Source organism: Myxococcus xanthus (genome assembly GCF_013116825.1).
Classification (GTDB): domain Bacteria; phylum Myxococcota; class Myxococcia; order Myxococcales; family Myxococcaceae; genus Myxococcus; species Myxococcus xanthus_B.
The window spans coordinates 1-19,674 of sequence record NZ_JABFNS010000070.1 but is presented as its reverse complement, the minus strand read 5'-3'; the positions used below and the strand labels follow the sequence as shown (position 1 = coordinate 19,674).

General features: G+C 69.6%; 18 protein-coding genes. 7 read left to right on the top strand and 11 right to left on the bottom strand.

Going from position 1 to position 19,674, the window contains the following annotated elements; genetic code table 11:
* The first annotated feature begins 2 nt into the window (after positions 1–2).
* The 5 genes from lepB to HNV26_RS20875 all read left to right on the top strand — a co-directional run bounded on the left by lepB (position 3) and on the right by HNV26_RS20875 (position 5,354).
* The gene (lepB, locus tag HNV26_RS20895) at positions 3–1,259 is read left to right on the top strand and encodes a signal peptidase I (protein ID WP_171439684.1); all 1,257 of its coding nucleotides are present in this window, start codon (positions 3–5) and stop codon (positions 1,257–1,259) included.
* Positions 1,260–1,344: 85 nt separating this feature from the next.
* The gene (locus tag HNV26_RS20890) at positions 1,345–2,238 is read left to right on the top strand and encodes an aspartate carbamoyltransferase catalytic subunit (RefSeq protein ID WP_171439683.1); all 894 of its coding nucleotides are present in this window, start codon (positions 1,345–1,347) and stop codon (positions 2,236–2,238) included.
* Positions 2,235–3,548 (top strand): dihydroorotase, encoded by a 1,314-nt coding sequence (locus HNV26_RS20885; protein WP_171439682.1) that lies wholly within the window; start codon positions 2,235–2,237, stop codon positions 3,546–3,548. Before HNV26_RS20890 ends, HNV26_RS20885 begins: the two co-directional genes overlap by 4 nt.
* The gene (gene carA, locus HNV26_RS20880; protein WP_171439681.1) at positions 3,548–4,672 is read left to right on the top strand and encodes a glutamine-hydrolyzing carbamoyl-phosphate synthase small subunit; all 1,125 of its coding nucleotides are present in this window, start codon (positions 3,548–3,550) and stop codon (positions 4,670–4,672) included. Before HNV26_RS20885 ends, carA begins: the two co-directional genes overlap by 1 nt.
* 16 nt (positions 4,673–4,688) lie before the next feature.
* Positions 4,689–5,354 (top strand): DUF7986 domain-containing protein, encoded by a 666-nt coding sequence (locus tag HNV26_RS20875; protein WP_090491433.1) that lies wholly within the window; start codon positions 4,689–4,691, stop codon positions 5,352–5,354.
* Between the two features lie 56 nt (positions 5,355–5,410).
* On the opposite strand, the gene pyk is transcribed toward HNV26_RS20875, so the two are convergent.
* From pyk to HNV26_RS20860, 3 genes are all read right to left on the bottom strand, one after another.
* On the bottom strand, positions 5,411–6,811 hold the full coding sequence (pyk, locus tag HNV26_RS20870) for a pyruvate kinase (protein ID WP_171439680.1): 1,401 nt from the start codon (positions 6,809–6,811) through the stop codon (positions 5,411–5,413).
* 188 nt (positions 6,812–6,999) lie between these two features.
* Positions 7,000–7,686 carry a bifunctional nuclease family protein gene (locus HNV26_RS20865; RefSeq protein WP_171439679.1) on the bottom strand — a complete coding sequence of 229 codons (687 nt, stop codon included), beginning with the start codon at positions 7,684–7,686 and terminating at the stop codon, positions 7,000–7,002.
* A gap of 181 nt (positions 7,687–7,867) precedes the next feature.
* Complete coding sequence (locus HNV26_RS20860; RefSeq protein ID WP_171439678.1) at positions 7,868–8,242, bottom strand: hypothetical protein; 375 nt, start codon at positions 8,240–8,242, stop codon at positions 7,868–7,870.
* 80 nt (positions 8,243–8,322) lie between these two features.
* Between HNV26_RS20860 and HNV26_RS20855 the strand changes: the two genes are divergently transcribed.
* Positions 8,323–10,143, top strand: a complete 1,821-nt coding sequence (locus HNV26_RS20855; protein WP_171439677.1) for an AMP-dependent synthetase/ligase — start codon at positions 8,323–8,325, stop codon at positions 10,141–10,143.
* Between the two features lie 103 nt (positions 10,144–10,246).
* Here HNV26_RS20855 and HNV26_RS20850 read toward each other — a convergent pair whose 3' ends face one another.
* The 8 genes from HNV26_RS20850 to aroF all read right to left on the bottom strand — a co-directional run bounded on the left by HNV26_RS20850 (position 10,247) and on the right by aroF (position 18,446).
* A complete protein-coding gene (locus HNV26_RS20850) occupies positions 10,247–11,548 on the bottom strand; it encodes a citrate synthase (RefSeq protein WP_141258970.1) in 1,302 nt (433 codons plus the stop codon).
* Between the two features lie 77 nt (positions 11,549–11,625).
* Positions 11,626–12,918, bottom strand: coding sequence for a carboxyvinyltransferase (locus tag HNV26_RS20845; RefSeq protein WP_171439676.1), 1,293 nt, complete (start codon positions 12,916–12,918; stop codon positions 11,626–11,628).
* Positions 12,915–13,985: a 3-dehydroquinate synthase gene (locus HNV26_RS20840; RefSeq protein ID WP_171439675.1), complete on the bottom strand. Its 1,071-nt coding sequence runs from the start codon at positions 13,983–13,985 to the stop codon at positions 12,915–12,917. The genes HNV26_RS20845 and HNV26_RS20840 overlap by 4 nt, the downstream gene beginning before the upstream one ends.
* Positions 13,982–15,001: a chorismate synthase gene (gene aroC / locus HNV26_RS20835; protein WP_171439674.1), complete on the bottom strand. Its 1,020-nt coding sequence runs from the start codon at positions 14,999–15,001 to the stop codon at positions 13,982–13,984. Before aroC ends, HNV26_RS20840 begins: the two co-directional genes overlap by 4 nt.
* Positions 14,998–16,269 (bottom strand): shikimate dehydrogenase, encoded by a 1,272-nt coding sequence (locus HNV26_RS20830; protein WP_171439673.1) that lies wholly within the window; start codon positions 16,267–16,269, stop codon positions 14,998–15,000. Before HNV26_RS20830 ends, aroC begins: the two co-directional genes overlap by 4 nt.
* Entirely contained in the window at positions 16,266–16,868 is a 603-nt protein-coding gene (locus HNV26_RS20825) for a shikimate kinase (RefSeq protein WP_171439672.1), read from the bottom strand. Before HNV26_RS20825 ends, HNV26_RS20830 begins: the two co-directional genes overlap by 4 nt.
* A complete protein-coding gene (gene ubiE, locus HNV26_RS20820; RefSeq protein ID WP_171439671.1) occupies positions 16,849–17,538 on the bottom strand; it encodes a bifunctional demethylmenaquinone methyltransferase/2-methoxy-6-polyprenyl-1,4-benzoquinol methylase UbiE in 690 nt (229 codons plus the stop codon). The genes HNV26_RS20825 and ubiE overlap by 20 nt, the downstream gene beginning before the upstream one ends.
* Positions 17,535–18,446: a 3-deoxy-7-phosphoheptulonate synthase gene (gene aroF / locus HNV26_RS20815; protein ID WP_140862698.1), complete on the bottom strand. Its 912-nt coding sequence runs from the start codon at positions 18,444–18,446 to the stop codon at positions 17,535–17,537. Before aroF ends, ubiE begins: the two co-directional genes overlap by 4 nt.
* Positions 18,447–18,550: 104 nt before the next feature.
* On the opposite strand from aroF, the gene HNV26_RS20810 reads away from it, so the two are divergent.
* Positions 18,551–19,674, top strand: a 1,124-nt coding sequence (locus tag HNV26_RS20810) for an isochorismate synthase (RefSeq protein ID WP_171452857.1), incomplete at its 3' end; no start/stop codon positions are given.

Here is a 19,674-nt window from a genome sequence, read left to right as displayed (position 1 = left end):
CCATGAACGCGGCCATGCCTTCCGCCACCCCTCCCGCGAAGCTCTCCGAGGCGATGGCGGCCCGCCGCACGCCTGAGATGCTTCGCGCCCGCAATGTGCTGGTGTGGCGCGAGCGCCTCACCAGCCTCTGGGCTCCGTTGATCATCCTGGCGCTGCTGTACGTGCCGTACACGGTGATCATCGAGTACTCGCGCGCGTCCGCCGCGTGGGCCCAGCCGGTGATGAAGGGGCTGGGGCTGCTGCTGGTCCTCTACTTCGTGGCCCTGCTGGTGTGGCGCAACGTCTCCCCCAAGGAGAAGGCGCTGCGCGGCGTGCGCCACGATGCGAACGAGCTGCTGGAGGAGAACGAGCGCATCCTCCGCAAGCCCGGCGTGAGCGCGAAGGTGGCGGGGCCGGTGCTGGAGCGCATCGCCGAGCAGGCGCTGCGCGTCGAGCAGGCCTCCGCCGCGGGTGACGCGGAGGCGCTGCGCACCGAGGTGAAGGGCCTGGAGGCGCTCACCGCGCAACACCTGGGCGCGTTCCGCAAGCAGTCCGCCATGGACTTCCTGGGCGGGTTCGGCAAGGCGCTGCTGGTGGCGCTGGTGTTCCGTACCTTCATCGTGGAGCCGTACCGAATCCCCTCCGGCTCCATGCTGCCCACGCTGGAGATTGGCGACCAGGTCTTCGTCAACAAGTTCATCTACGGCGTGCGGCTGCCGTTCCTCAACTACGTGCCCTTCGTCATCGTCCGGCCTCCGGAGCGTGGAGACGTCATCGTCTTCAACAACCCGGTGAACGAGTCGGTGGACTACATCAAGCGCGTGGTCGGCGTGCCGGGCGACGTGGTGGAGTTCATCAACGGCGTCGTCCACATCAACGGCCAGCCGCAGCAGCGCGAGCTCGTCTCCAACGAGTTCACCGTCCACAACATCACCGACGACGGGCGCTGGTACGACCAGCAGGAGACCCTCTACGAGGAGAACCTGTCCGGCGTAGCGCACGCCGCGCTGCAAACGCTGCCGCGCATGCCGCGCCGGGAAGGTCCCTACGAGGTCCCTCCGGGCCACGTCTTCGCCGTGGGTGACAACCGGGACAACAGCGCGGACAGCCGCCACGGCCTGGGCGTCACCGGGTACGGCAAGGCGGAGTACGTCCCCTACGGCCACATCAAGGGCAAGGCCATGGTGGTGTGGCTGTCGCTGGGCTATCACGGGCTGCTGCACGGCCTGTTCGGTGGCACGGGCCTCCGCGTGGATCGGTTCTTCGAACCGGTCCGTTGAGGCGTTCGCTGGAAGCAGGCAGGCCGCCGTGCCGCGCACGACGCTTGACGTGCCGCACGCCCCGGGGTACGCGGCGCCCCCGGCCATGAGACACCTGCTTGGAATCGAAGGCTGGCGCCGGGACGAGCTGGAGTCACTGCTCGACCGGGCGAAGGCACACCTCCCCGGCGCTCCCGACACCACCCACCTGCTTCGCGGCAAGGTGGTGGCGAATCTCTTCTTCGAGGACTCCACCCGGACGCGAACGTCGTTCCACATGGCGGCGAAGGGGCTGGGGGCCAGTGTGCTCAACTGGACCCACACCGGCTCCTCGGTGTCCAAGGGTGAGACACTGCTGGACACCGCCCGCAACATCGAAGCGACGGGGCCGGTGGCCATCGTCATGCGTCACCGCTCCTCCGGAGCGCCGCACCTGGTGGCGAAGCACGTGAAGTGCGCCGTCATCAACGCGGGTGATGGCACGCACGAGCACCCCTCCCAGGCGCTGCTGGACGCCTTCACGCTGCGCCAGCGCTGGGGTTCGCTGGACGGGCGCACGGTGCTCATCGTGGGCGACGTGCTGCACAGCCGCGTGGCCCGCTCCAACCTGCACTGCCTCAAGGCGCTGGGCGCCCAGGTGGTGATGTGCGGCCCGCCCACGCTGATGCCGCCGGGGCTGGAGTCGCTGGGCGCGGAGGTGACGTACAACCTGGACGCGGTGCTCCCCCGCGCGGACGCGGTGATGTGCCTGCGCGTCCAACTGGAGCGGCAGGAGCAGGCGTTCCTGCCCTCCACGCGTGAATATGCACGGCTGTTCGGCCTCAACGCGGCTCGCGAAGAGCGGATGAAGGCGGGCGCGGTGGTGATGCATCCGGGCCCCATCAACCGGGGCGTGGAGCTGGCGCCAGCGGTGGCGGATGGCGCCCGCAGCGTCATCCTGGAGCAGGTGTCCAACGGCGTCGCCGTGCGGCGGGCCATCCTGGAGGTGTGTACGGCATGAGCTCCACGGTGCTCTTCAGACGGGGGCGTGTCATCGACCCTCGCAACGGGGTGGACGGCGTCCGCGACGTGCTGGTCCGCGACGGCAAGGTGGTGGAGGTGTCGGAGGCCCTGCTGCCAGTGCCCTCCAGCGCCGAGGTGGTGGATGCCACCGGCAAGTGGGTGCTGCCGGGCTTCATCGACCTGCACGTCCACCTGCGCGAGCCGGGCGAGGAGGGCAAGGAGACGGTCCTCACCGGCTGCCGCGCCGCCGTGGCGGGTGGTTTCACCGCCGTGGTGGCCATGCCCAACACCAAGGTGGTCAACGACAACGCCATGGTGACGGAGCTGGTGCTGAACCGCGCCCGCGCCGCGGGCCTGTGCCATGTCTATCCCGCCGGGGCCATCACCAAGGGGCTCAAGGGCGAGGAGTTGGCGGAGATGGGCGAGCTGGTGTCCGCCGGCTGCGTGGCCATCACTGACGATGGCCGCCCGGTGATGAACGCGTCGCTGATGCGGCGCACGCTCCAATACGCCACCCAGTTCGACGTGCCCGTCATGGTCCACGAGGAGGACCTGACGCTGTCCGCGGGCGGGGCCATGCATGAAGGCACCACGTCCACGCGGCTGGGCCTGCGCGGCATTCCCGCTTCCGCGGAGGTGGCCATGGTGGCGCGAGATCTGGTGCTGCTGGAGGAGACGAAGGGCCGGCTGCACGTGGCGCACGTGTCCTGCGAGGGCAGCGTGCGGCTCATCCGCGAGGCCAAGCGCAGCGGTCTGCGCGTCACCTGCGAGGTGGCGCCACACCACTTCATCCTGGATGACCGCGCGGTGGGGGACTATGACACCCACGCGAAGATGGCCCCGCCGCTGCGCGCGGACACCGACGTGCAGGCCCTGCGCGAGGCGCTGGTGGACGGGACGGTGGACGCCATCGCCACGGACCATGCGCCGCACGGCGTGTTGGACAAGCAGGTGGAGTTCGAGAAGGGCATCAACGGCATCGTGGGGCTGGAGACGGCCCTGGGGTTGACGCTGGAGCTGGTGCATGCGGGCGTGCTCACCGCGAATCGCGCGGTGGAGCTGCTGACGCACGGGCCCGCGAAGGCGTTCGGCCTGCCGGGCGGTCACCTGGCGCCTGGGGCGCCAGCGGACGTCACGGTGGTGGATCCGGACGTGGAGTGGACGGTGGACGCCCACCAGTTCCATTCCCGCAGCCGGAATACACCGTTCCATGGCCGGAAGCAGAAGGGGCGCGTTATCCAGACGTGGGTCGCGGGCCACAGAGTGTTCGACAAGGGCCAGGTCGGCCAGAGCAAGGAGTCGCGGTGATGACGAAACGGGCAGTGCTCGCCCTGGCGGATGGCACCACGTTCGAAGGCCGCGCGTTTGGCGCGGTGGGCGAAACGGTGGGTGAGGTGGTGTTCAACACGACCATGTACGGTTACCAGGAGGTCCTCACGGACCCTTCGTACGTGGGCCAGATTGTCACCATGTCGTATCCGGAGATTGGCAACGTCGGCGCCAACCCGGAGGACGAGGAGGGCGCCCGGGTGCACGCGGTGGGCATGGTGGTGCGTGCCCTCAGCGCGCAGCCGTCCAACTGGCGCGCGAAGGAGTCGCTGGACGCGTACCTGAAGCGCAACGGCGTCGCTGGTATCGAGGGCATCGACACCCGCCGCCTGGTGCGCCACCTGCGCACGCACGGCGCGCAGATGGGCGTCATCTCCAGCGAGGGCCTGTCCCCCGGGGCCCTGGTGGAGCGTGCCCGCTCCGCGCGCGGCATGGAGGGCCTGGACCTGGCCACGGGCGTGTCCACGAAGGAGGTCTACACCTTCACCCAGCCCTCGCCGGACGTCTTCTCCGGCGTGGGAGAGGTGCGGGTGCCGGCCGAGCCCCGCTTCGACGTGGTGGCCTACGACTACGGCCTGAAGAAGTCGATGCTGCACTTCCTGGTGGACGTGGGGTGCCGCGTGACGGTGGTGCCGGCCACCACCACGGCGGAAGAGGTGCTGGCGCGCAAGCCGAGCGGCGTCTTCCTGGCCAACGGCCCTGGAGATCCGGCGGCGGTGAAGGGGGCGGACCGCACCGTGGCGGCGCTGCTGGGCAAGGTGCCGGTGTTCGGCATCTGCCTGGGGCACCAAATCATGGCGCTGGCCCTGGGTGGCCGGACGTACAAGATGAAGTTTGGCCACCGGGGCGGAAACCAGCCGGTGAAGGACCTCACGACGGGCAAGGTGGAAATCACCGCGCAGAACCACGGCTTCGCCGTGGATGACGCCAGCCTCAAGGGCCTGGCCGTCGTGACGCACATCAACCTCAACGACGGCACGGTGGAGGGCCTGGCCGTCCCGGACGCGCGGGCCTTCAGCGTGCAGTACCATCCCGAGGCCTCGCCCGGCCCCCATGACGCGCGCTATCTCTTCGACAGGTTCGCGAAGCTGATGGCGGGGTAGGATGGCGCCACCGAATATGACCTCGTCGCTGTCACCGCTCTCCTATCAGCCGTATCTGGATCAGCTCATCGCCTTTGGCAGTGCCGAGTCGCGCAAGGAGGACCTGCTCCAGGCCAAGGCGGAGTACTTCCGTCTGACGGGCGAGGTCTTCGAGGACGACAAGCTCTTCGAATTGCGGATGGCGTCCTTCCTGGACTTCTACCTCTATGACCGCGTCTCGCCGCTGACGAACAAGACGCCGGCCACGGAGTTCTACGAGCAGCGCCTGGCCGGCTCCGCGCCCGAGGAGGCCAACGCCTTCCGGAGCTTCACGGAGACGGTCCATGGCCTCTTCGAGGTCCGCAAGCTGGGCAAGGGCGAGGTCCGTCTGCGCGAGCTGTACTCGGGCAAGGACTTCGACGTGACGGAGCGCCGCCACGTCGCGGGCCTGGAGACGGGGGACATCATCGAGGCGCGCCTCATCCCCTTCGGTGGGCACCTGCTGTTCTCCTCCGCGTTCTGCTACCACCCCCGCATGGCCGTGAAGGCCATCAAGGCGGAGGTGAAGCGCCGGAAGAAGAAGGAGCCGGACCGCACGCCCAACGAGCTGGTGTGGGAGTGCGCTCGCCGTGCGCTAAACATGGAGCGCTACCGGCAGCTCGCCGTCGAGAAGATCTACGACTTCGAGCAGAAGGTCCTCTGAGCCCGCTGGCCGCGGAGCCCCGGTGACGGCACGTCCCGGGGGCCCCGCTGGCCCGCTCAGATGCGGTGGATGCTCATCAGGTTGGTGTTGCCCGGGACGTTGAGCGGGACACCGGCCACCACCACCACGGGCGTGCCGGGCGCGCAGAGCTTCTCCTTCCGGCACAGCTGACGCACCTGGGTGAGCATGGCGTCCGTGGTGGAGACGCGCGCCACCTGCATGCCCGTCACGCCCCAGTAGAGCGCCATGCGATTCACGGCCGGCTCGCTCGGCGTGAGGGCGATGATGCGCGCGTGGGGCCGGAACTCGGAGATGAGGCGCGCGGTGTGGCCGCTCTCCGTGTAGGCGACGATGGTGCCAATGCCCAACTGCGTCGCCGCCGCCACGGCCGCCGCGGCCACGCCGGTGCCCAGGTCCTCGGAGCGCTCGAAGGGGGAGTGGTGCTGGTGCTTCACCACACCGCGCTCCGTCTCCTCCACGATGCACGCCATGGTGGACGCCGCTTCGATGGGGTACTTGCCCGCGGCCGTCTCGCCCGACAGCATGACGGCGTCCGCGCCGTCGAGGATGGCGTTGGCCACGTCGGACACCTCGGCGCGGGTGGGGCGCGCGTTGGCCACCATGCTCTCCAGCATCTCCGTGGCGACGATGACGAGCCCGCCCATGCGGTTCACCACGCTCACCATGTGCTTCTGGATGGCCGGCAGGCGCTCCAGGGGCATCTCCACGCCCAGGTCGCCACGCGCCACCATGATGCCGTCCGCCACGGCGGCAATCTCTTCCACGCGCTCCACCGCCTGGGGCTTTTCAATCTTCGCGATGAGGGGCGTCTTCAGCTTCGCCACGTGCGCGCGCGCCTTCTTGATGTCCTCGGGCGTGCGGACGAAGGACAGCGCCACGTAGTCCACGCCCACCTCCTGGCCGAAGGCCAGGTCCACCGCGTCCTTGCGGGTAATCGTGGGCACCGACATGGGCGAGCCAGGCAGGTTGAGGCCCTTGTGATTCTTGAGCACGCCGCCCACCTCCACGCGGCACTGCACGTCCTGCCCTTGGACGCGCAGCACCCGCAGCCGCACGCGCCCGTCATCCAGGAGGATTTCGTGGCCCTTGGCCACGTCCTTCACCAGCGTCTTGATGGGGGTGGGGATGACGCCGTCCTGGCCCAGGACGTTGCGCGTCGTCACCGTGACGGACTGGCCCTGCTTCACCAGCAGTTGCCCCCCGTCGAAGCGGCCCAGGCGGATCTTCGGCCCCTGGATGTCCTGGAGGATGGCCACCGGCGTGCCCAGGCGCTTCGCGACCTTGCGGATGGTTTCCACCCGGCGGCGGTGCTCCTCGTGCGTGCCGTGGGAGAAGTTCAACCGCGCCATGTTCATGCCCGCGCGGATGAGCCCCTCGATGACCTCGGGCGTGTCCGAAGCGGGGCCCAGGGTGCAGATGATTTTCGCCTTGCGCATAGGGCTGCGCATCCTAGGCGGCGGGGTGCCCGGCTTGACAGCCTTGCGCCCGCGGGACTAACTCTTCTGCTGACGCGGGCCTCTCACCAGGTGCCGCGGAGCCTTTGCGCTCTCGATGGCAGAGAGAGAAAGCCCGGCATCCCTGGGAGGGGGGGCCGGGCTTTCTTGCAAGTGCCTTTCGTGAGGCCCTAGAGCTCGATCTCCTTGCCCGTGCCCAGCGGCGTCTGGGGCATCGAGTGGCCCGGTGGCAGGCCCTCCATGTCCATGTCGATGGGCGGCTCGCTCGGGGCGCCCGGGGCGGGGAAGCCGGGCGCGTCCAGCGGCCCGCTGCCGCCCACGCCGGGGCCCTCCTGCTGGAGGCCCTCGATCTCCTCGCGGGTGATGCCGGCCAGCGTCAGCACCTTGCGGGTGACGCGGATGCGGGCATGGCTGGTGAGCGCCATGGCGATGGAGTCCGACGGCCGGGCGTCCAGCGTCATCTTCTTCTTGCCCTGCTCCAGGAAGACGCGGCCCGAGTAGACGTTGTCGCGCAGGTCGTCGATGCGGACCTCCGTCACCTTGGCGCCCAGCTCCGTCACCACGTCGTCCAAGAGGTCCTGTGCGAGCGGCTGGGGTGGCTGGCGCTCCGCCAGCCGGAAGGCGATGGAGATGGCCGAGGCCTCGTCCACGAACACCGGGAGGACGATGCCCTTGTCCTTGGTGGCCAGGACCACGGCGTGGGCCTGGGCCTCCTCCAGCGGGACGACATCCTGCACCTCGAGCTCGACGAGCTCGGAGCAGGCCTTGGGGTCGTCTTCGCCTTCCGTGATGCAGGGCTGACCCTGAGCTTTTCCCAGGGCCGCTAGCGCTACGGGTGGAGTGAAGGCGGGAAACATCAGCAGCCCTCCGAGCGCCAGAAGCACGGCCGAGAGAGGTGCGACGAACAAAGTGGCGCGGTTGGGCGTTTTCACGCCTTTAAGCTACGCACCCGGCCATCTGCCGGGAGGGTTGCGCTCCAGGCCCGGTTACCCCCTCGTGTGTGGGGGGCTCCCCGGGCTGGAGGGCAGGCGGACAGGCTCAACGACGGTCGTCGTCGTCCTCGTCCTCGTCGTAGTCCTCCTCGTCGTCGACGTCCTCGTCCTCGTCCTCGTCGAGGTCGTCGTCCTCCGAATCGTCCTCGTCGTCTTCCTCGTCGTCTTCGTCGAGCATGTCCTCCAGGTCCTCGGACTCCAACGTCATGGACACGGCGAACCGCTTGTCGAGCGCGGCGATCTGGGCGCGCATCTCCGTGAGCGCTGCGACGAAGTCCTCCGTGAGGTTGGCGGGCGCCTTGGCGTCGCAATGCGGGCAGACGATTTTTTCAGTCCCTTCAATGAGGTCCTGAGCGTCCAGCTCGAAGCTCGCCTCGCACTTCTGGCAGGTGAAGTCGATGCTCATGGTCGGGCGCGGCATACAAAGCACTCCAACCAGCTGTCAACGTCCGAGACGGGGGGACATTGGTAGGGGGCCTTGCTTCCGCTAGCGTTCGGGGCATGGACCTTCCCAAGTCGGTGGTGCATGCGCTCCATGACCGGGCCGCACAGCAGGAGCAGCGCCCGGCCCTGTGGACGCGCCGAGGGGGCGCCTATGCGCCCACCTCGTGGTTTGAATATGCGCAACGGGTGCGGCGCTTCGCCCTGGGGTTGCACGCGCTGGGGGTGGGTGCGGGCCAGCCGGTGGGCATCCTGAGCTTCAACCGCGAGGAGTGGCACGTCGCCGATCTGGCGGCCATCGCCATGGGGGGCGTTCCTGTCGGTCTCTACACCACCAGTGCCCCGGAGCAGCTGGAGTACATCCTGGGGCACTGCGAGGCCACGCTCCTGGTCGTGGAGAACGAAAAGCACCTGCGCACCGCCCTGGCCCTGCGCGAGCGGCTTCCCAAGCTGCGCCACGTGGTCGTCATCGAGGCGCCCACGGTGCTCCCGGAGGGCGTGCTGCGTTACGCGGACGTCATGGCCCTGGGCACCGGCGCGGACGAGAAGCCCTACTGGGACAGCGTCCACGCCTTGAAGCCGGAGGCCATGGGCACGCTCATCTACACCTCTGGCACCACCGGCCACCCCAAGGGGGTGATGCTCAGCCACCATAACCTGGTGTGGACGGCGAATCAGCTCACGGACTCGGTGACGTTCGGCCAACCCACCGCGTCCTCGCTCGTGTCGTATCTGCCACTGTCGCACATCGCCGAGCAGATCATCTCCCTCTACAGTCCCTTGCTGAACGGGGTGCAGGTGTACTTCGCGGCATCGGTGGACGCGATGCCGCAGAGCCTGCGGGAGGTGCGCCCCTCGTTCTTCTTCGGCGTGCCGCGCGTGTGGGAGAAGTTCAAGGCGAAGGCGGAGGAGGGGTTGGCCTCGCAGCCGCCCTCGAAGCGCCGGGTGGTGGCCTGGGCGCGCCGGGTGGCCTCGGAGCGGCATGAGCGGGTGATGCGCCACCAGAGCGTCCCGATGACGCTGGAGGCCCAGTACCTGCTCGCCAGGCGGCTCGTGTTTGCCCCGCTGAAGGAGCGCATCGCCCTGGAGCGGGTGTCCTTCTTCGCCACGGCGGCGGCGCCCGTCGGCCGGGAGGTGCTGGACTTCTTCGCCTCCATCGACATGGTCATCCACGAGGTGTGGGGCATGACGGAGGTGACGGGCCCTGGCACGGTGAACACCGAGTCCCACACGCGGCTGGGCTCCGTGGGCCGGGCGATGATGGGGGTGGAGCTGCGCATCGCGGACGACGGCGAGCTGCTGGTGCGCGGCGGCAACGTCTGCATGGGGTACTACAAGAACCCGGGTGCCACCGCCGAGCTGCTGGCGGACGGGTGGCTGCACTCCGGTGACCTGGGCCAACTGGACGCGGACGGCTACGTCCAGATCACCGGCCGCAAGAAGGACATCATCGTCACCTCGGGCGGGAAGAAGACGTCTCCCTCCAACATCGAGGAGCTGCTGAAGGCCCTGCCCGGTGTCGGGCATGCGGTGGTGCTGGGCGAACGTCGCAACTTCCTGGTGGCCTTGCTGACGTTGGACGCGGAGAAGGCGCGGGCCCTGGCCAGGGCGCAGGGGTGGCCGGAAGACGCGGCTCGACTCGCGGAGGACGCCCGCCTGCGCCAGTTCCTCCAGGAGCGCGTGGAGCGCGACGTGAACCCGAAGCTGTCCCGCTTCGAGACCATCAAGCGCTTCGCGGTGCTGCCGAAGGACTTCTCCGTGGAGGGCGGTGAGCTGACGCCGAAGCTGAGCGTGCGCCGCAACGTGGTGGCGGAGAAGTACGCGGGCCTCGTGGAGTCGCTCTACGACGAGTCCCCGCGGGGCGGTTCTCAGACGGGCTGAGCGCGCCGGCGTCGCGGGAAAGCGAAAGGGGCGGAGAACCTCGCGGTTCCTCGCCCCTTCGTGCTTCTGGCCCACGCGAGAAGCGCGGGCCGTGTGTCACGACCTACTTGGCGGCGCGCTTGTCCATGGGGACGTAGTCGCGGCGCGGGGCGCCCGTGAACACCTGGCGCGGACGGGCGATCTTCTGCTCGTTGTCCGTCACCATCTCCTCCCACTGCGCGCACCAGCCCACCGTGCGGGGGATGGCGAAGAGCACCGGGAACATCTCGACCTGGAAGCCCATCGCCTCGTAGATGAGGCCCGAGTAGAAGTCGACGTTCGGGTACAGCTTCCGCTTCACGAAGTACTCGTCCTCGAGCGCGATGCGCTCCAGCTCGACGGCGATCTCCAGCAGCGGGTTCTTGCCCGTCACCTCGAAGACCTCGTCGGCCACGCGCTTGATGACCTTGGCGCGCGGATCGTAGGACTTGTAGACGCGGTGACCGAAGCCCATCAGCTTCTTCTCACCCTCGCCGCTCTTCACCGACTTGATGAACTCCGGGATCTTGGAGACGTGGCCGATGTCGCGGAGCATGCGGAGCACGGCCTCGTTGGCGCCGCCGTGCAGCGGGCCGTAGAGGGCGCCGATGCCCGCGCTGACCGCCGAGTACGGATCCACCTCGGACGAGCCCACCGTGCGCACGGACGTGGTGGAGCAGTTCTGCTCGTGGTCCGCGTGCAGGATGAAGAGGATGTCGAGCGCGCGCTCGAGCACCGGGTGGACCTTGTAGGTCGACGTGCCGATGCGCTTGATCATCGCCAGGAAGTTGGCGACGTAGGACAGGTCGTTGTCCGGGTAGATGTACGGCAGGCCCATCGTGTGCCGGTAGGAGAACGCGGCGATGGTGGGCATCTTCGCGATGAGCCGCGTGATCTGGATGCGGCGGCTCAGCGGGTCCTTGATGTTCTTCGCGTCGGGGTAGAAGCTGGACAGCGCCGCCACCGTGGAGCTCACCATGGACATGGGGTGCGCGTCGTAGCGGAACCCGTCCATGAAGCTCTTCACATTCTCGTGCACGTAGGTGTGGTGCGTGACGAGGTGGTTGAACTGCTGCAGCTCCTTCTCCGAGGGAAGCTCACCGTTCAGCAGGAGGTAGGCGACCTCGAGGAAGCTCGACTTCTCCGCGAGCTGCTCGATGGGGTAGCCCCGGTACTCGAGGATGCCCTTGTCTCCGTCGATGAAGGTGATGGCGCTCTTGCAGTTGGCGGTATTGAGGAACGCCGGATCGTAGCCCATCAACCCAAAGTCATCGTCGCCCGTTTTGATCTGGCGGAGAGCATTGGTGCGAATACAGCCGTTCTCGATCGGGACCTCGTAGGTCTTCCCGGTCCGATTGTCGGTGATCGTCAGCGTGTCCTTGGCCATGGGGCGGAGATTTCACAGGGGGGAGAGTGCTTTCAACAAAAAAGAACGATAAGTCTGCTGGACGGACACTGAGGGTCTCATCGTGCATCAGTTATCCGAACACCCACCCTGGACAACTGCCGCCAGAACCCAGGAAAGCTCTTTTCCACGCACTCCGGACCGGTGAGTGTCAGGGGCGTGCCGGACAGGACACACAGTGTCGCAGCGGTCATCGCGAGACGATGGTCTCCCTCGCTGCTCACCTCGAAGCCCGCAGGTGGCGTGCGGGGTGGCTGGATCTGCAGCCGTTCTCCTTGGAGCTCCGTGGTTCCGCCGAACGCCTTCACGAGCGCCCGGATGCCCTCGAGGCGGTCGCTCTCCTTGACGCGGAGGATGCCCACCTCCGTGAGCGTGGAGGGCGCCGGAAGCACGCAGGCGAGCGCGGCCAGCGTGGGGAGCAGGTCCGGGCACTCCTCGCCGGAGGCGCGAAGGCCCCCTGAAAGCCGGCCCTCCACCTTGAGCGTGAAGGGCGCGTCCGCGGGCACCGCGCGCAGGCCCACCTGCTCAATCAACCGGACAATGGCGTCGTCCGGGTGGGCGCTGCCCGTGTCCGCGCGCACCACGGTGCCGCCCGTCTTCCACGCCACCAGCAGCAGGTAGCCCAGGGACGACCAATCCCCCGGAAGCGTGGGGACGGCCGGGGGCGCCGCGTACCCGGCCACGGTGTAGCTCGACGGGGAGCGCTGGATGTCGAAGCCGAAGCGGCTCAGCCACGTGAGGGTCAGCTCCAGGTATCCCGCGCTGGTGAGGGGCCCGTCAATCTCCACGCGCCAGGGGCGGCGCTCGCGCAGGTACAGCGCCGCGCAGCCCAGCAGCAGGCTGGAGGCGTACTGGCTGCTCTGGGCGCCCGGCACGCGGAACACGGGAGAGACGTTCGACGTGTCACGGGGGGCGCGCAGCTCCACTGGCCAGGGCGTGCCCTCGGTGAGCGTGAGGCCCGCGGGACCCAGGGCCTCGCGCAGGGACATGAAGAGCGGGCCGTGGGGCCGCTCGCCCAGGCGGGGCGTGCCGGTGAAGCGCGCCTGTGCGCCGGGCGTCACCGCCGCCTGGGTGGCCAGGATGCGGAAGGGCGCGCCGCCGTCCGCGCAGTCGATGTCGCGCACGGCGTCCGGAGGCAGGCGCAGGGCCTCGATGCCCTGGCGCAGCACGCGCACGTCGGCGGGGAGGTCCTCGTCCGCCTCGGCCTGCACCGAGGGCAGCGGCCACGAGCCCGTGAGGTGCCCCAGCACCAGCGCCCGCTGCGCGTCCGACTTGGACACCGGTGGGGTGAGGGGCGCGGCGTGCAGGGTGGAGGGGTCCACCACGATACGGGACGCCTTCGCCGTGCTCATGGTCGCACCCCCTTCGTCCACGCGGGCCACAGGGCACGCCAGCCTGATTCGTCCACGTCGCGCACCTCGGTGGCGCCAATGGCCGTCAGCAGCACCATGCGCAGCTCGCCCTTGGCGCCGGCCTTCTTGTCGGCGGTGAGCAGCGCCAGCACGTCCTTCATCGGCGCGCGGCGGAGCAGGGCGGCGGCGCGCTCGCGGCCCTGCACGCCGGGGCCGTTGGCCAGGGCGGCTTCGACCTCGGCGGCCACGGGCTCCGGTGTCACGCCCAGGTGACGACCCACGTCCAGGGCGAGCAGCATGCCCAGACCCACGCCGTCACCGTGGGACAGCTTGAAGCGGGACACGCTCTCCAGCACGTGGCCGAAGGTGTGGCCGAAGTTCAGCACCCGGCGCAGCCCCGTGTGCTCGTACGGGTCCTGCGCGCAGATGCGCTCCTTCAGGGCGCGGGCGTCCTTCACGAGCTTCTCGAGCGCGGGCGGCTTGCGCACGTAGCGGCTGAAGAGCGGCGCGTCGAGGCTGACCACCATCTTCCAGGCCTCCAGCGCGCCCTCGCGGCGCTGCGCATCGGAGAGCGTGTCGAAGAACTCGGGGCACACCCAGCCTTCGTCCGCGTAGTGGAAGACGCCGGCCGGGTTCTTCACCACGCGCCCGCGCACCGTCATGTCGACCGCGCCCTTGCCGCCGACGCTGCTGTCCACCGCCGCCAGCAGCGTGGTGGGGACCTGCACCAGGCGCACGCCGCGCTTGAGGACGTGCGCGGCCACGGTGGAGACGTCACCAATGGTGCCGCCGCCCACGGCCACGAGCGTGCCGGAGCGCGGAAGGGTCAGGCCGTTGGCCAGGACCTTCTCCAGCGCGGTGAACGTCTTGGCGCTCTCACCGCCGGTGAGCTGGATGATGGCGCGGGGGCTGCGCGACTCCAGGGTGGGGATGAGGGTGGGGTGGAGCTTCGCGACGGTCCGGTCCACCACCGCCACGCTGCCCTCGGGCAGGCTCCTGGCGAGGCGGGCGAAGGTGCCCCAGCGGTCGGACGGCGGACGGTAGGCCCCGGGAGGAAGAGCACTCATGGCGCGTGGGGCCTCGCGTTGAAGTGGAGGACGAGGTCGGCGATGACGAGCGACACCATGGCCTCCAGCACCGGGACTGCCCGCGGCATGATGCACGGGTCGTGACGGCCACCCTTCGCATGCTCCTGCAGCGTCGCGGGCGGCTTGAAGAAGGTGCGGATCTGCATCGGCTCACCGTTGGCGAGCCCGCCCTGGATGCCGCCGTACGCGTCCTTCACGGCGTGGAACTGGATGCCGGGCTGGCCAATGCGCTCGAGCAGGTCCGGCGGCCCCCAGACGACGCCCGTGACGGCGCCGATGCTGCCCAGGGCCTGCGCGATGCGCGCCTTGAGCTTGCCGAAGATGGGCTCGCCCAGGCCCACGGGCAGGCCCTCCACGCGCACGTCGATGGCGCCGCCCAGGCTGTCCCCCGCCTCCTTCGCGGTGAGGATGCGCTGGGACATCTCGTCGCGGATGGCGACGTCCGGGCAGCGCGTGGCGTGGGCGTCCACCTGCGCGCGGGTGAGGCCCGGCGCGGGCACGGCGGCCACCAGGTTGCCCACCTGGGACACGTAGGCGACGGTGCGGATGGAGGGCACGTCCCGGGCGAGGTACGCCTCGGCGATGGCGCCGCCGATGACGCGGCAGAGCGTCTCGCGCCCGCTGGTGCGTCCGCCGCCGCGGTGGTCACGGTGTTTGAAGCGCTCGCGCCACACGGCGTCCGCGTGGCCGGGCCGGTCCTCGGCCTTCAGCTTCTCGTAGTCCCCCGAGCGCTGGTTGGTGTTGCGCACGATGGCGGCGATGGGCGTCCCCAGCGTCTTGTCCTCGAAGACGCCGGACAGGAGCTCCACCTGGTCCGGTTCGCTGCGCGCGGTGGTGATGGTGGACTGGCCGGGGCGCCGGCGGTCCAGCGCGACTTGAATCTGCTCGCGCGTCAGGGGCACGCCGGCGGGGCAGCCATCCAGGATGGCGCCGAGCGCGGGCCCGTGGCTCTCTCCAAACGTCGTCAGGCGAAACAAGTCGCCGAAGGTATTCATGTCGCGGACTCCCAGAGTTGGCGCTGACGCCGGGCTTGCGCGATGAACCACGCCGCACCCAGCAGGACCGGAGTGCCGCCGCGTCGGACAATCTCCGCGGCGATGCGCCGGCCCGGGGCGCCGTAGGCGATGACCGCCACACGGGCCCCGTCGAAGCGCAGGTCGTCAGGAGCGGGCACCCTATCGGGCCAGGTCCAGACGCCCGCCCCTGTGAGAGGCGCCTGGATGTCGGCGCGTCGCAAGACGCGCAAGTCGCAGCTCAGCTCCGCCGCCACGGACCGGAGCGCCGAGGTAGCGCCACCGTCCCCCAGGACGAAGACTTCGCGAGCCCCGAGCCGCTCGAGCACCGTGCGGGCGCCGAACGTGTCGGTATTGAAGGCTTCCCACCGGCCGCCCCGGCGGACCAGCGTGTTGATGGCGTCCAGCGAGGACCCCGTGTGCTTCGCCAGCCGCAGCTTGAAGGGGCTGGTGACGGCGAAGCCTCCGTAGTGCGGGAGGAGCGCGTCCACCACGGCCTCCACGGGCCCGTTCTCCGGCAGGTCGATGCGGTCGAAGGGCTGACGGTGGATGCGGGGAGAGCGCGAGTGGACGATGGACGTCCCCAGGATGCCCAGCCGCAGCGGCGGCGCCACCGTGGACCGGTCCGCGCAGCGCAGCGCTCGCACGGCGTCGTCCAGCAGCCGCTGGCCGGGCGCCGCGACCCAGGCGCCTCCCGCCGCGACGTAGTCCAACACGTTGTTCCGGGCGAGCAGCGCCCGCGTGGGCAACGCCACCGCGCCCATGCCCAGCACCGTGACACGCGTGGCGCCGAAGCGCGCCACCATCCGCCGCTGTGTCTCCAGCAGTGTGACGAGGTGGGCCGGGTCCGTCATCGGCTCCACATGCTTCACCAGGGCGTCGGCGGGCAGCTCACGCTCCCACAACTGGAGCGCCTCCTCCGTGGAGAGCTGCCGGTTCGCGTGGTGCGACGCGAGCAGCTTTCCCGGAGGCGCCGCCAGCGATGCCTGCTGTCCCGACGCGTCCATCAAATCCCGGTCCACGCGCCAGGCCGCGTCCACCCAGGGGGCGGGCAGCGGCTTGCCCCGCTCGGAGACGAGCAGCGGCAGCACCGCCGCCAGCGCCTCGGGCGAGATGGCGTCTGGGGCGTGCAGGTCCGTGCGGATTTCCAGGACGTCCGCCCCACGGCGCTGGCCGTCGCGCGCGAAGCGGACAGCGTCTTCGCCGAGCAGCGTGGGGGGCAGGGTGACGACGCGCCGGGCGGGCGTCACAGGGGCACCTCGGGGGCAAGGCAACCTCGGAGGAAGTCCTCCAGGGCCACGGTGGGGACGCGGGCGTGCAGCACCTCGCGCTCATGGAACACCGCGTACAATTCTTCTTCGAGCGACACGTCGGGGCGCAGCCGCGGGCGCGTCCGGTCCGTGAGCAGCCGTGCACGGTAGGTGTCGAAGCAGATGGGGACGACCAGGGTGAAGAGCCCGGTCAGCGCGTCGGGGTGGTGCGACAGGAAACCGCCTCCCACGGCCACCAGCCCTCCGGCCGGCAGTTCTTGCAGGGCGAGGCGTTCAGCGGCCCGGAACTCCTGTGGCGCTTCCGCCACCCATCTGCGCAGCGGGCGCCCGTGCAGGCGTTCCAGGTGCGCGTCCAGGTCCAGCCCGGGGCGCGCGAGCAGGCGGGCCACCATGGGCAAGAGGCGCGACTTGCCCGCGCTCCGGTGGCCGGCGAGCACCACCGTCTGACCGGAGCCGGGGAGCGGGGAGGGGCCCGGGCGGGCTACCGCCTCCCTCAGTCCCGGCGCGAGCCGGGGATCCACCGAGGCGAGAATCTGTTCGACGAGGTGCCGCCGCTCCTCAGCGGACGGTGCCGACATAGACGTAGGCGATGCCGAACGTGAGCGCATGCGCGGACTTTGCCGCGTAGGCCCCGGACTGCTCCATCAACTCCAGGAACTTGTCACCCGCCGGGAAGGCGGCGGACGTCTTGGGCAGGTACTGGTACGCGGCGCGGTTGCCCGTCAGCAGCCCTCCGACGGTAGGCATCACCGTCTTGCTGTAGAAGCGGAACAAGGCCCCGAAGGCCCCCGTGGGCTGGCCGAACTCCAGCACCATGACGTGGCCACCAGGCCGGACCACCCGCGCCATCTCCTTCAGGCACTTCACGGGGTCATCCACGTTGCGGATGCCGAACGAGATGGAGGCCACGTCGAAGCTGTCCGCTGCGAAGGGCAGGTCCATCGCGTCGGCCACCTGGAAGTCCACCTGGAGGCCCGCCTTCTCCGCCTTGGCGGGGGCGCTCTCCAGCATCTCCGGGCAGAAGTCCGTGCCCACGACATGGCCGGAGACGCCCACCTTGCGCTTGAAGGACAGGGCCAGGTCGCCAGTGCCCGATGCGCAGTCGAGGACGCGGTCTCCTTCCTTCGCGGTGCTGAGCCGGACGGCCTTCCGGCGCCACAGCCGGTGGATGCCGAACGAGAGGACCTCATTCGTCACGTCGTACTTCGTGGCGATGGAAGAGAACATCTCACGGACTTCAGTAGTCATCGTGCCCTCACGACCTGGGCCGGGCTTTCCGGCCGCCAAAGGTGTCGGTCCACCGCGTCTAGCACAGCTGGCAGCCGCCGCATCAACGTCTCGAAGCGTTCAGGCGTCAGGGCCTGGTGCCCATCGCACATGGCCTGCTCGGGCTTCGGGTGGACTTCAATCAACAATCCATCCGCCCCCGCGGCCGCTGCCGCCAGCGACATGGGGAGGATGAGCGCCGGGTCGCCCGTCGCATGGGACGGGTCGACGATGACGGGCAGGTGGGAGCGCTGCTTCGCCCATGCCACCGCCGCCAGGTCCAGCGTGTTGCGCAGCTCCGTCTCGAAGGTGCGGATGCCGCGCTCGCACAGCATCACCTGTTCGTTGCCGCCGTCGAGGATGTACTCGGCGGCCAGCAGCCACTCCTGCAACGTGGCCGACAGGCCTCGTTTGAGCAGCACGGGCTTGCGCACCTTCCCCAGTGCCCGAAGCAGCGAGTAGTTCTGCATGTTGCGCGCACCCACCTGGAGGATGTCCGTGGACTCCTCCATGAGGGGAATCTGCGCCGACTCCATCACCTCGCTGATGATGGGCATGCCGTGGCGGCGCCCGGCCTCCGCCAGGACGTGCAGGCCCGGCTCGCCCATGCCCTGGAATGCGTAGGGACTGGTGCGAGGCTTGAATACGCCACCGCGCAGGACATGGGCGCCCGCGGCGGCCACCACCGAGGCGGCGTGCTGCACCTGCTCCGCGCCTTCCACCGCGCAGGGGCCAGCCATGACGACGAACCCGGGGCCTCCGATTTCCACGGGGCCCACTCGCACGCGAGTGCCTTCGGGCCGCTCCACGCGAAGCACCCGCAGCGCCCCCGGGGCCCGTCCGGACCCGGCTGGTTCGTCTGGCCGCTTGCCTCCCACGGACCCTCCCATTCATGGAGTTCAAGAGGTTTTGAACTCCTTGGTGCATGTATAGCCGAGATGGCTTAGAAGACAACCGAAGGTGATTGCGACGCAATCGCCGATGAGGAACGCTGATGAAGACGCACACTCCCGTTGAGAGCCAGCGCTGGGTGGCCGGAATGACGCCCCTTGCGGTGGTGGATCCGCTCGCGGGTGCGGACGTATTGGGCGTTCCGACCGTCTACTGGGAGCGTCCGCTGGCGCAGGACGCGGCGGCGGGGTGGGGTGAGGCGGCGGTGGTGGAGGCTCAGGACGCCTCCGACATTCCTGACGTGCTGGCCTCGTTGGGCCGTGTGCAGGTGCGCTGGCTGGGCGAAGCCCCGGAGTCGATGCCGGGCCCCTGGTTTGGCGGCATCCGTTTCGGTGACTCGGGCACGGTGGACACGGCGTGGGCGTCGCACGGTGTGACGCGCTGGACGCTGCCCGAGGTGCTGGTGTTCCGCACGGCGCGCGGCGCGTGCGTGGTGGCGTTCGCGCAGGAGGGCCGCGGGGGTGAGGACCTGGTGCGCTCGCGGTTGGAGCGGGTCCGTGCCTGCTTCCCGGAGTCGTACCGGCATGCGCGCGGCGAGCCCGTGGCGTTGGAGTTGCGCGCGTCACGGCCGGACTTCGAGGTGAGGGTGCAGCGCGCGCTGGACGCGATTGCGTCCGGGCACCTCCAGAAGGTGGTGCTGGCGCGCCCGCTGGATGCGGAAGGCCCCGTGCCCTTTGACGTGGTGGACGTGCTGGCACGGCTGCGTGAGCAGAATCCCCGCTGCGCCACCTTCCTGTTCCGCGCGCCGGACGACACGTGCTTCCTGGGCGCGACGCCGGAGACGCTGTGCCGGGTGGACGGACAGGTGCTGGAGACGGAGGCCCTGGCGGGCACGGCCGCGCCCGGCCAGGCGGACGGGCTGCGAGGCCATGACAAGAACGTGCGCGAGCACGCGTCCGTGGTGCGCTACCTCGTCACCGCGTTGACGCCGCTGGCGGAGCAGGTGTCGTCGGACGCGGAGCCTGCGCTGCTGGCCTTGAAGAACGTCGTGCACCTGCGTACGGGGTTTCGCGCCGAGCTGCGGCCGGGGGTGACGCCGGCGCAGGTGGTGGAGGCGCTGCATCCCACGCCGGCCGTGGGCGGTACGCCCCGTGAGCGCGCACTGTCGTTCCTGGTGGAGCACGAAGGCCTGGACCGTGGGTGGTACGCGGGGCCGGTGGGCTGGGT